This window comes from Pseudomonas sp. CFBP13528 (assembly GCF_005233615.1).
Classification (GTDB): domain Bacteria; phylum Pseudomonadota; class Gammaproteobacteria; order Pseudomonadales; family Pseudomonadaceae; genus Aquipseudomonas; species Aquipseudomonas fluorescens_AM.
This window is the reverse complement of record NZ_QGAJ01000010.1, coordinates 36,591-49,038: the sequence shown is the minus strand read 5'-3', so window position 1 is coordinate 49,038 and position 12,448 is coordinate 36,591. Positions and strand designations below refer to the sequence as shown.

7 protein-coding genes and 4 pseudogenes are annotated in these 12,448 nt (G+C 52.2%); 2 read left to right on the top strand and 9 right to left on the bottom strand.

Annotated features, from left to right (window positions below):
• The first annotated feature begins 17 nt into the window (after positions 1–17).
• The gene (locus PspCFBP13528_RS18300; protein WP_137201128.1) at positions 18–887 is read left to right on the top strand and encodes a hypothetical protein; all 870 of its coding nucleotides are present in this window, start codon (positions 18–20) and stop codon (positions 885–887) included.
• Between the two features lie 267 nt (positions 888–1,154).
• Here the strand turns inward: PspCFBP13528_RS18300 and PspCFBP13528_RS18295 are convergent.
• Positions 1,155–1,442 (bottom strand): annotated as a pseudogene (locus tag PspCFBP13528_RS18295) (transposase); the annotation flags it as partial.
• Between the two features lie 75 nt (positions 1,443–1,517).
• Here PspCFBP13528_RS18295 and PspCFBP13528_RS18290 point away from each other — a divergent pair.
• A pseudogene (locus PspCFBP13528_RS18290) lies at positions 1,518–1,925 on the top strand (DDE-type integrase/transposase/recombinase); the annotation flags it as partial.
• A 30-nt stretch (positions 1,926–1,955) separates the two neighbouring features.
• On the opposite strand, the gene PspCFBP13528_RS18285 reads toward PspCFBP13528_RS18290, so the two are convergent.
• From PspCFBP13528_RS18285 to PspCFBP13528_RS18250, 8 genes and pseudogenes are all read right to left on the bottom strand, one after another.
• Positions 1,956–2,948 carry an HNH endonuclease gene (locus PspCFBP13528_RS18285; RefSeq protein ID WP_137201126.1) on the bottom strand — a complete coding sequence of 331 codons (993 nt, stop codon included), beginning with the start codon at positions 2,946–2,948 and terminating at the stop codon, positions 1,956–1,958.
• A gap of 301 nt (positions 2,949–3,249) precedes the next feature.
• Complete coding sequence (locus PspCFBP13528_RS18280) at positions 3,250–6,522, bottom strand: DEAD/DEAH box helicase (RefSeq protein ID WP_137201124.1); 3,273 nt, start codon at positions 6,520–6,522, stop codon at positions 3,250–3,252.
• Positions 6,515–7,342, bottom strand: coding sequence for a hypothetical protein (locus tag PspCFBP13528_RS18275; protein WP_137201123.1), 828 nt, complete (start codon positions 7,340–7,342; stop codon positions 6,515–6,517). Before PspCFBP13528_RS18275 ends, PspCFBP13528_RS18280 begins: the two co-directional genes overlap by 8 nt.
• A 322-nt stretch (positions 7,343–7,664) precedes the next feature.
• A pseudogene (locus PspCFBP13528_RS27905) lies at positions 7,665–7,829 on the bottom strand (transposase domain-containing protein); the annotation flags it as partial.
• Positions 7,830–7,847: 18 nt separating this feature from the next.
• Positions 7,848–8,093, bottom strand: a pseudogene (gene tnpB / locus PspCFBP13528_RS28075) (IS66 family insertion sequence element accessory protein TnpB); the annotation flags it as partial.
• Positions 8,090–8,410 carry a transposase gene (locus PspCFBP13528_RS18265; RefSeq protein ID WP_137201118.1) on the bottom strand — a complete coding sequence of 107 codons (321 nt, stop codon included), beginning with the start codon at positions 8,408–8,410 and terminating at the stop codon, positions 8,090–8,092. The gene PspCFBP13528_RS18265 and the pseudogene tnpB, both read right to left, overlap by 4 nt.
• A gap of 118 nt (positions 8,411–8,528) precedes the next feature.
• A complete protein-coding gene (locus tag PspCFBP13528_RS18260; protein WP_222615122.1) occupies positions 8,529–9,080 on the bottom strand; it encodes a hypothetical protein in 552 nt (183 codons plus the stop codon).
• A gap of 995 nt (positions 9,081–10,075) precedes the next feature.
• On the bottom strand, positions 10,076–12,349 hold the full coding sequence (locus PspCFBP13528_RS18250) for a TonB-dependent siderophore receptor (RefSeq protein WP_241669111.1): 2,274 nt from the start codon (positions 12,347–12,349) through the stop codon (positions 10,076–10,078).
• Positions 12,350–12,448 lie beyond the last annotated feature (99 nt).

Here is a 12,448-nt window from a genome sequence, read left to right as displayed (position 1 = left end):
CCAAATACCGGTGTACCATGTCCCCCAAAGTAACGAGAGACCTGAAATTTTCTTTTGACAATCAACGTCTCGCTTATGATGTCGGGGAGTTTTGGGATTGGGCATTTTCGAACATCACGACTCCCGTCATTCGCGGTGTCATGATCGAATTCATTCTGGCTCGACACCTGATAGATCACGTCGACGACATAGTGTTGGGCCGGGTGCTGGACTTGACGCACCAAGTTCCGCTTCCAGGACAGCTGGCTAAAAGCTTGGCACCTTTTTACAGCAACCAACCCCATGGTGATGTCTTTGACTTGCAGCTGACATGGGGTGTGACGATTGAAATTAAAAGTACGAGCAATCGCGAAAACTGGAGGCTCAATAAAACGTGTAGATGGAATATGGCTAAAGACAAGAACAAGGTCGAAAAAGTCTTTCCCGCCCAATACTACATCCTCGCGGTTGTTGAAAAAGATCCTGAAGTGAGCGTGACGCACCTGAACCTTTCCGAGGCTGAATTCTACTTGTGCAGCGGCAGAACATTGGACATCAATGTGGAGGCGCCCCAGAAATCGGTGGGTTTCAAGAAGTTCTCAGAGATCTCAGTACGATGTGGCTTCAGCGAGCTGGTCCCTGTGCTCCATGAACTCCAACGCCAAGAGCACGAGCGGGTCAGAAATCTGTTGGTTCCTAGATGGAAACAATCACGCCCTCCTTCATTTCATTCAAACTTTATGCCCTTGGCCGTCGAAGCAAATGGGAAAGTAACCGGAGCCTGGTATCAGGGAGGGAGTGGAGCATTGAGCAACCCGACCGCCATAGACGTTCGATGGGTTGACAGCGCGAATCCTGACTGGCGGGATTGGGAAGCCGTAGGCTTCAAGTATGAACCTGAAATTTAGCTGGCCATCATGCTCTCCCCAAGTGCCTTTGCGGTGAGCAATGGGCTTCACGTGATCTCGCGAAATTGGGTGGTTGCGGTGACGACTCAGAAAGACGAAAAGCACCGGGTCGAACACGGCCACCCTGATATCCAGTTAGACTAGATCGGCAAAGTCCTCGATGGTTTTCCGAAGTCCTCGGCCTTGGGGCAGAAGTAAAATTTTTTTTCCACTTTTGCATCAACTCGCATCATAGCGACGGCTTCAGAAAGAACTCGGGAGCGCAGCAAAGGCGTACTTCAGCCGCACTCCTTGGCAAAGTACGCTGCGGTCTATTTAAGATGTCTCGCTCTTCAGTGACGCGTTTGAGTTCCACTCGCAGGCGACGCAGTTCAGCGTACTGATCATCGTCCTGCTGCCGTTCTTCGTGAGGTTTGATGTAGCGCTTTATCCAGGCATAGAGGCTATGCGTCGACACGCCGAGACGAGCCACTACATCAGCGACAGGCAGCTTCTTCCGGTCACTTGATTGACCGCTTGGATTTTGAATTCCTCGGGGTAACGCGGGTTGCTCATGGCACCTCCTAAACGGCCTCAGTTTAAGGCAAAGAGGTGTCAACGAAACCCGGGGCGATTCACTATGCACGCGGAGTGGTGGGCTGGGCGTTATCAGAAAAGCCGAACGCAGACCTGGTGGTTAAAGAGCTGGACGTGGCTTACGAACAACGCGGAAAGCCTCAAGGGCTACTGTTTCACTCCGACCAGGGATCGCAATATGGCAGTCGTCAGTTCCGCCAGAGACTGTGGCGCTACCGCATGCGCCAGAGCATGAGCCGCCGAGGCAACTGCTGGGATAGTGCGCCGATGGAGCGAGTATTTCGCAGCTTGATATCAGAGAAGATACCGACCACGGGCTACCTGACCGGGCAGCAAGCTCAACGAGACATTAGCCAGTACCTGATGGGCCACTACAACTGGATCCGATCCCATCAGTTCAACGATGGACTGGCTCCGGCGAAAGCTGAAGAAAAACTCAAAACCGTGTCCGGGATGAGTTGACCACTACATTCGGCACTGACTAGAAAGCATTTATCTTGGATCTGAAGGGCTGTTATCTTCACCCGGCAAAATAAATTTTAGTTCTTTTATTCGTTCTTTTAAACTGTCCGGCAAATCCTCTGCTTTAACCTCAATCCAAGCTCCATCGCTTCTCATAGAGGATTGATCCTTCACCCTAATAGCAATGGAGGATGAAAGATCGACCTCTTCGGCGACTGATCGTCCACGTTGCCTGGCCAAACCAAACGCATGCGGTATAGAGAGTTGATTCATTTTCTTATAGTCAAGGAATTTGTCTTTTGAGCAAAATGGAACAGAGAAATAGAAAACAAAATTATTGAACCCGACAGCGCAGCTAAGATGTGGGTCTTTTTTTGATGATCCTTTTCTTTTGAAGAGGGAGATCCAGGCATTGGTGTAGGGCATCGGCCCCGGAATAAAGGCCCTGACGACCTTAAATAAATCGACATTAAATCTTGCCGGCCTTTTATTGTGGCGAACCCATTCAAAGCATTGCTTGTAGCTCTTAATCTCCGACGCGGGGAGTATTGCTAGAGCCATTTTCATGAAGCACTTGTACACTTGCAGTGGAATATACGAATTTGTCGTGGTGGTTATGAGGAGATCCGTCTTGTCTTCGCTGAGCCTCACCATATCTGAGTCGTAAGCCTCAATAATCATCATATCATTCCCATGCATCTCTACACGTTCATTGCTTACTGTTTTTACTTTCGGAACCCCTTTCTTCCCCTGAACCTTTGTTGTAGTCCTAGCAATCCCCAGGAAATTTGCAAGATTATTTTCCAGGGTTTTATCAAAATAACTATTGCATTCATCGCACTCATCATTAGAAAACAAAAATTTATTGCCAATTAGCTCGGGCAAAGAGTGTGCGGTTTTTCTAAAGCTCACTTCGCCAACTTTCTTTCTGCAATACCTACACTCTCCGCGCTGCCCCAGCATTATCCTCTTATCTAATTCATACTTGAGAAGAAGTTCATATCCCTCGGGAGGCATTAGCATAACAAGTCCTATCTGTAGTGATTAAAAAGCAGCCCGACTAGAAATTGTACCAAGCGCCGTCATTTTTCAACTGAAAAGACAATGCCGCCGACAGTTCAATTGCGTCATAAAATAATAACAGAGTTTAGGCTCTGTACAGAATCCCGAGAAACCCAATCGCCGTGCCTTGGGATGTTAGATTTTGTGGAGTCTCCGCGCTACCTTGGAGTGTGTAAAATGGCGTCGCAATAATATTTTTGCGACGCGTAATTAATTCCGCATACCTAATAGCCAACCAGCCCTAGCAAGTTAATATCCTGCGTCAACTGTCAAAACCCCTTAGCAAGTCTAAAAATAAGGCATCTCTCACCTCAGATCGCACCGCATCTATGCTTGAGTTCGGATTCAGGTCAAAGCTTGCCTGGAGGCGAAGATATGCTTCATGAATAGCTACTCTCGAGCTACCAGCCATATTTTGACGCAACACAAATTGGTGCCGATTGTAATCACCAGCGCGTATCATCTGTGGTAGCAACTCGATGAAGTCTAGTGGAGAGTTTTCAATCTCCGCGAACACATGGGCAGCAACCTGACCAATTACCCCACAGAGAAAGCCAATATCAGGTGTTAACCTGACAATGAATCGCCTTGCGTGATGCGCAGTTTTCGACTTAGTCGCCTGCCTAGATACTTCACCCTCATTTTCTCGAATGAACGCGAGAAGCCACGTCTCAATGTTCACTACATTCAGTCCTGAGCACCACATCTCCACTAGCTTTTTCAGCGCAGAGAGGACTTTTATTGCCGCATCATTACCGGGTCTATGAGCCCTGGCAAACACAGACTCAAGAGCACTTTCGCGCAAGAAACCATTCAGATCTGTAGGATTTTTCGAAATTATGTCAAGCGCCCACCCAACCCAATCCGAGGTTGACCGTAGTTCAGCCGGCAACTTTATTAGGGCATCAGCAAAGCTGGAAATAATACGCGGGTTAACTCCATTGCGAATGGCTAGTTCCTTCTGCCAGTCGTCAGCTTCCGGATCATCTAACTCCTGTTCTGCAGCTTTCAAAACAACTCGTCGGCCTTCGAGCCAAGTTTCCGCACTGCTGGCGTCTCGAGAGCTCCGCTGGAAATACCCGAGTGAGCGCCTGACAATTCCATCGAGACCACTGCTACCCTCGGGAGTGACTGCATTCAGCCTTCGAATCAAAGCCTGCACTCTCAGATCATTCGCAGAAGAAACCTCAATTCGGTCAAGCAGGTAGTCAATAGGATCGTATATTATTTCGCATGCATCTTGCTGAGCAAATGTCGTATACAGATCTTCATTGTTTGAAGTGATAGCTTCGTCTAGCTCAATAATAATGGGCTTTGCGGGGATGACCACAGAAAGCCCAGTAGCAGCGTATGCGGCTCGGCCAGCTCTACCGAGAGCGTTCAAAATCTCATGCGGGCGCAAGTCAGTTCGAGGATTTCCAGTTGGGTCGTCAGCGGCGCTACGATCTGTTCCTGCCAAAATTACGACATCACAAGGTAGATTCAATCCTTGGGCGATAGTGGAGGTAGCAGCCAGAACATCAAGCCCCAACTCTTGCTTTCCTCTTTTACTACGAAAAGCTGCCTCAACCAACCGTCTTTCCAATGGAAGAAGGTCGCTATGGTGGACACCTGCACGCCTGGAGTCTACCTCGAAAATAGCAGAAACATCACCAACATCTTCAATGATTGTTTCACGGATTAGCCTTTGATTCTCATCAAGAACTATAGAAGGCGGGGGCAATAGCTTGTTGACGCTATCAGCAACCGAACTACACACCCTCACGTCGCTACAAAAAACCACTACCCTCTTGCCTAGATGTGCAAAATCTGCGGCAAGCGTGGCAGCCAACTCATTGCGATTAGCCGTCAGATAACCTTTATCATTAATATTTAAAAATGGATTGGCATCACTAAGCCTTCTAATCGCAAATGTTTCTGTTTGCGTCGGGTGCCAGCCTGCGACTAATGAAAAAAGGCCAAGAGGTTCGGAGGACACTCGACTGCGCTCTTTTTTTGTTTCCCCTTGAGCAGCGACCTCGACGGCTGCATCAAGTGCTTTCTCGTCATATACGACGCATGTCCTTAACTGACGGGTTGGCTTCCATGGATCGTCAAAGACATGCACTCCTCGGCCTAAAACATGGCTAAGCCAACTAGCAATCTCATTGGCATTTTTGACCATTGCAGACATGAGTAATAGATCAGCAGTTGGACATAGGCGAGTAAACCCGAGGAGTGACAGCATAGCGTCAACTGACCTCGAACCCACCTTAACACTCTTGGGATCTATATCCATACCGATGAGGTGAAACTCATCAAACACGATAAGCCCGACGTTTCCAAATAGTTCCGGAGCGAAACCTAAGAGAGCTAGCAATCGCTCAGGCGTCATAACTGCGAATGGGGGAAGCGCATCACCAAGCTCTTCGAGTGCCTTGTCTTCAACGCTCACTGCCTCAATATCCGCTAAATGGTGGGCGAAGTCGTTCTCGACTTGATCTACTAATGCATGCGTCGGTGCCAGATAAACAACTGACCTCCCAGAACAACGAACCGCTGCAATTTTCAGCATGGAAAGCGTGGTCTTACCTGAGCCAGTCGGCGATGTCATCACCATGGAATTTCCACGGTTCAAATAGCCGCTCTGGATTGCCTTTTGATGGTTTACCCATAAAAACGGTCGCAATTTAGACTGGCTGATTGTCCATTTATCCCATTCTCCAACATTGGCCCCTTCCGGAGTCGCCAGGCGGGCAAGCATCGATGATCTGACGCCTTCGATCATAGCAAGTAAAAGGCTAGCCAAATGATGCGGGCCAGCATATTGATAATTAACCATACCTGATAGGCCAGGTAAATTTTCAGTAGTCGCCCTTGATAAATCCAATACTTTGTCTAGAGCATCCCTTACGTCAAATTCGTAATCAGCGCCATGCGCCTCAGCTGCAAGACCTTTGATAGCTGTGGCACATTCATGAAAAAGCAGATCTGCAGCAAACTCACGACTATCGCGCCCAACATTTACCTCTGAGTACATCGCATCTACGGGATATTCTCTCGTCAGAAGAGAGTCAAGCCGCCCCATAGCCAGATCTTTAATAGATAATATTAACGCGCTTCGCATTGACGAAGTAGCATTAACTACCGTGAGACGACTGGCAGCTTCAGCGGCATCTGCCGAACGATCCGCAATGAGAAACAGCAGCGTCGTTGAGATTGTAGAGTCAATAGCTTCAGCACTAAGAAGCGTGCGCTTACTATTCTCCGCATTTCGTGCCATCGAGATTACTTGGTGAGCAACACCGGCGACGAATGCGGCAGCTCTCTTTTTCTCAGGTTGTATATCAAGTACAACATATGCTTCAAATGTTGAAGCCAGTCGCCTAACCTTGGTCAGAGTCGATCTGTCCGAATCAGCACCCCGCTGAATAGCCAGGCGTGCTGTCGCAATTTCTACATGAGCCTCTGTCAGTAGAGTATCGATGGTATCCGGGTCGAATTCGGGAAGGTCTGGAGCACTTTTCAGGAGCGCACGAGAACTGGAGTCAAACACGATAAATCTCCTTCACTTTTTCGATGACTGCGAGAGCAAACTTATCTAAACCATCGCGAACATTTTTAAATGCCAGAACCCCACCCGTGCGTGAACTCATCGCTCCGCTAACTGTGCCTGAAAAACCATTCATAAGCTTCTCAAAGCTGCCAGAAACAGTATCTCTAATATTTTCCCCAGTAGCTATACAAACTCTAAACCGTCTCGCCTCCTCCCACACTACTCGCCCTATCGCGCCCTCTTTATTTACACCCTCGACCCCCTTGAGCAAAGCAACCAGCTCAGCCAAAATTTCGTCATCACGCTCACCATTAATTATCTGCTTTAACTCTGGCCAAACTTTAGACGTGATCAGGTTCCTGGGTTTAGCCGAGGCCTTATCTTCGGATATGATAATGCTATCGACTTTTTCTTTTTTTTCATCAAGCTCAAGTACAAAGCCGTCAAACCCCTTGTCAGCTTGTCGCACATGCGGCGAAGTCATGACACCACTTGGAATTGAAATCCTTGTAACAACCCAGGATATATGCTGAAACAAGAGTCCATCTCGGTGAATTATCGAGTTTTTTATCTGATCTGCAGTATTTGAAGGGTCTGTCGGACTGAGAACCCCAAGTTTCCTTATCACATTTGCAACAACATTACCAAAGGGCTCAACCCTTTGCGTTGCAACCTGACTAATTACTCGTTGAGCATTCTCTTCTTGCCTCAGATACAAATAGGCAACGATTTCTACGAGATTGTCTTCTTTTAAAGGATCAATTTCCCACTCAGAGAATTCGCACTCACTGGAAGCGACTGTTTTTTGATTTATCGGCATTTTCAGAATCCATCCCACATCACATTAATCAGTAACCAATACCCCAGACTCTCGGCTTAACAGAACACTTCCTTCCACTTCGAGTGCTGACTGCAGAGCTTGAGAAGGAAAGGCTCCCCTCCTACGTCCTACCCTCACAAGCCGGATGATGGCACATTAACATAGCTGTAGTGATCCCCCGAATAGCTCAGATCTGCCTATCCCGAGCCACAAAGAGCACATCCGTACCCCCCTTGCTAGATTGGACATTACAAAACGATGGAGCGGAGTTTGTCCTCACGCGCCTGAAGGGTAAGCGTCCGCCCAACTCACCTTGCGTAAGTCAGGCCGGCATCCACTGATGCGGCAGCAGTTGCCCTATCTCACTGGCCCGTTGCGTCGGTAGCCGCGTCAGCACATCCTCGAGATAGGCATACGGATCATGTCCATTCATACGCGCCGACTGGATCAGGCTCATGATTGCATCCGCCCGCTTACCGCTACGTAGGTCGTTATCGAGATCGACCTCGCAGCCATGGCGAATGCCGGGCCAGTGGAACTTGCCTTGGTTCAGTCGACGCGCGGCAAGCCAGACGCCGACACCATCGTTTACCAGCACTTTCATCCGATTAGCCCGGCGATTAGCGAACAGATAAGCGCAGTGCGGCTTCGCCGCACCGAACACCGCGATCACTCGCGCCAAGGCGGTTTCGGTACCGGCGCGCATGTCCATCGGCTCGGTGGCCAGCCAGATGGCATCAATGCGGATCATTGAGCGACAGCCCGGATAAATTGCGCGCAGCCCTCAGGATCTGAGGCTGGCCATTTCACCATGATCACTTGCCCGACCATGGGCAATTCAATTGTCACTAACGTTTCGGCGGGCCGTTTAGGTGCAGCCTTCAGCGGGACAAATGCCGGTAGTGAGGTTGCTGCGGATTGGTCTCGATAGAGCGGCAGCCATTTGCGGATGACGTTGGCGTTGATGCCGTGTCTGATGGCGACACTGGACACGGTTGCGCCAGGTTGCAGGCAGTCCTGAACGACCTGGGCCTTGAACGGATTGGGGTAAGAGCTTCGTTGGCGCATGAAAATCCTGGCGGTAAGGGTGATCGCGTCCGCTTAAAAATACGCGGACACCATCGCCCTTAATGCTGGAGTTCGGAAGGCGAGTTCGCCGGACGCTTACCCTGAAGGTGTCCAAATCTCAGTACCGGCGCTCATAGTCCTCTTGAAAATCTCCAAGCTCGACTAAAGTGCCCAGTACGGCCTGACTGTTCGTGATAAGCGCCCGCGTGCGCTCTGGATTGTCCCATCCCGCGTCACCATGCTTTCCGCCGTGAAAAAGATTGTTGCGAACGGTCTTAACTACGCGAACCACTTTTGCCAAATCCGATTCTCCCTCACCGAATCTGAGACCGCGCCACTCTAAAGCCCGACTCTCTCCAACAACCTGTTTGCTGGGAGGAGCCGCGAGCAGATCTCCGGCCTCAGGGGACAGCGTATAGGTTCCTGAATACCGCTCTACAAATGCATTCCATCCTGGCTCAGCGGCGTTACCAGGCTTGTCATTTCCCAGAAAACCGTTTTCTTTCAAACAAAACTCGAACCGAGAAAAGCCATAAAAGAACTCGAAAGCGAGCTGAGTCAGCTCATCTGTGATCTGATCCCTTCGCATACCTACTCCAGATCCATGAGGAAGATTGAGCTCCGGCAGGATTGCAGAAGCGATGCCACCGTGCGAGTGAGTCGGCGTCATGGCCACGTCGACTAGGCGCACCTAGCCTCTAACTTTATGCTCTCTGGCATTTTTAAGGCACTTCGAATGTGCTGCCCGGGCTCGGTGAGCAACCTGGCAGCAGCAATGGCCATCCCCTACCAGAGCCGGCCAGCTTTCAGCTTTCATGCGCGTCATCACCCGAACGCGATAGAGATCGATTGTCTTGATACTGACCTGCAGTCGCTACACGATCTTCAGGTCACGCCAAAGCTACCAAAGCCGCCCGCCGCCTTTGAGGCATCCAGAAGGCATAGCGGATGTTTGAAACGGGCATTCATACGATTAGCTCGAAGAGCCGCTAGAGCTCGTTAGCCCGCAGGGAGCACCTCTGGGTGGCCGAGCATATCAACGAGGTAGTCATAATCTGCTCAAGCGCAAGTTTGATGTCACGGCGATCACCAGGTGTGGTGTGGCGATGTTACGTACATCAAGGTCGGCAAACGCTGGATGTATTTCGCGGCAGTTCAGAGGTCGGGGCGACGAGGCTAAGGAGGGAGCAGAAAACTAGGTCTATGAACATCAATCGATGAACAGCCGCATTCATTTCTGGAGCATTAAGCCAGGGGCGTTCTCCCGATGAGCGATTCATGAACATTTGACATCGCCCACTTGTTCAATCATGTGCTATGTCAGATAGGTTCATGAGCGTTTCAAACCACTGATTCGAAAAACCCGCTTCTGACGTCCACGCTCTCAACGGGCTCCGCACAGTTATTTGAGGTCTACGAGGTCTCTACCCAGAGCGAACGGCGCCCTTTACGTAACGGCAAACCATGAGATCGATAAACAGGCACGTTAATTTCTAGAGTAGATAGCCAGTAATTTCAGGCTTATGAGCTTCTTATGAACATCTGACATCGCCCTGCCCCCGAATTTCAGCGCGCACGCCGCGTTAGCCAACGGCACATTGGCGCAAGCGTAGAAACAACCGAGCATGGCGGCATCCCTGGACGCCTCCACGCTCGGCTTGAAGGTTAGAAGTCCACCGACGCCGACAGTTGCAGCGTACGCGGCGTACCCAGGCCACCGGACAATCCGCTGCCGTCGCCGCCGCTGTACGAACCGATCCAGTAGGCGCGGTTGGCCACGTTCTCGACATTGGCGCGCAAGGTCACGGGCTTGGACATGACCTTGGTGGTGTAGCGGCCGCCCACGTCAAATACGGTGTAGGACGGCAGTTCCATACGATGGTCGTCGGTGACGTAGCGGCGGCCAACGTAGTTGGTGTTGGCGGTCAGGGTCAGGCCCGGCACCCTTTCCAGGTCGTATTCGGCGCCCAGTTTGGCGATGATCTTCGGTACGCCGGTCACTTGGTTGCCTTCGTTGGATTTGACCAACGCCTTGGTCAGCTCAGCCTGGGTATAGGACGCGCCGCCCATCAGGCGCAGGCCGGGTTGTGCTTCACCGAAGAAACTCCATTCCACGCCACGGTTACGCTGCTCGCCGTTGGTGGCGTAGATAGTGGTGACAGGGTCGGTGTAGGCGCTGGGTTTTTCAATCTGAAACACGGCCAGGGTGGTGGCGAAGGTGCCCAGGTCGAACTTGGCGCCGGCCTCATATTGCTTGGTCTGGTAAGGGCTGAGGATTTCCCCCGAGTTGGCGGCGCTGGTGGGTGCCGTGCCCCCTTGGGACAGCCCTTCGATGTAGTTGGCATAGAGCGAAACTTCGTCGGTGACCTTGACCAGCAACGCCGTCGCGGGCGACACCTTGCTGTCGCTGTAGCGGGACGTCTTGACGCGGGCCGGCGTCAGGCCGGCGCTTTCCACGGTCTGGTTGCGCCAGCCCACGGTCCATTGCACGCGGCCATCGAGGAACGACAGGGTGTCGAGGAACGCAAAGCTTCTCAGCTTGGCTTCGCTGCGGGAGGTAACGGCGCCGTATTTGCCCAGAGGCGGTGTTGGGCCGAAGTCGAGGTTGTCGTAGTTGGTGACCACATAGTTGGGGATCATCAAGTCTTTGTAGCTCATCTGCGTTTTGTACTGGGTGGCTGCCAACGACCAGGCGTGGCCTACCGGGCCGGTGTCGAACATGCCCTTGAAGCCGGCTTCACCGGACTTCTGCGTGCCCTGCCCGTCCGAGCGATAAGCCAGCACGTTGATGTCCCCGGTGTTGTTGATCAGCGTGTCACGGGTCATCAAGGCATTGCGGCCACCGTCGCGCTGGCCATAGGCGGCAAAGGCGGTGAGCGAGTCATTGAGGTCGACCTCGCCACGGATCAGCACGGTTTCGGTGTCGTTGATGGTGTAGGCCCAGTCCGGTGCCAGGGAGTGGTTGCCCTTCCTCGGGCTGGGCACTTTATTGACCGCCGGCGAGATGCCGATGCCGAAATAGGTGGCGCCATCCAGGCGCTCACGCTGCTTGTAAGCGTCCAGGGACAGGCGTACTCGCTCAGTGCGCCAGTCCAGGCCCAGGGCGTTGAGTTGCATCTTTTGCTGCTGGTCGTCCACGCTGGTGTCGCCATCGCGGTATACGCCGTTGTAGCGGATACCGAACTGGTTCTGCTCGCCAAAGCGTCGACCCACGTCAGCGTGGGCGCCATACAGCCCCTTGGATTCGTAACTGGTGGTGATCCGTGTCAGCGGTTCGTCGGCGGCGCGCTTGGGCACCATGTTGATGCTGCCGGCGACGCTGCCATCGGGCGGCATGCCGTTGAGCAGCGCAGACGGGCCCTTGAGCACTTCGATGCGCTCGGCCAGTTCGGTCGAGCCGCGCAGGTTCGGCGCCATGCCGGCCAGGCCGTTGAAGGTGACGTCGTTGGCGCTGGTGTTGAAGCCGCGGATGAAGAAGGTTTCGAGGATGGACCGCTTGGACGGCACGTTGACCGACGGGTCAGTGGCACCAATCACCGAGCCGATGTCCTTGGCCTGGTGGTTGCGCACGAATTCATCGGTGTAGCTGATGGCGTTGAACGGCGTTTCCATGAAGTCCTTGTTGCCCAGCAGCCCGATACGACCGCCCGTGGCGACCTGCCCACCCGCGTACGCAGGTGGCAAGTCGTCGGTGGCGAGCCGCTCGCCCTCGATGGTGGTTTCCGACAGCACCAGGCGGTTCTTTTCCGCTTCGGGCCGGACCTCGGTGGCCGGCTCCGGTTCAGGCGCCGCCGACGCTGCCAGCGAGCCGCCGCTCAACCCGAGCAGCAAGGCCATCTGCACGGCGCAGAACGTGCGGTTCAAGGTAAACGGGAAAGTACGCGGTGTGGCCTGGGATAAATCAGGGTGGGCGCGAGTTGGGCGGCCGTGTTCCGACATGCTGGATTCCTTTCGATGCGAAGTATTGAAGTGCATTCACTAGGATTCCGTACCAGAACCACAAACCCTCAATCTAAATGATAAATATTCGCAAAAAAA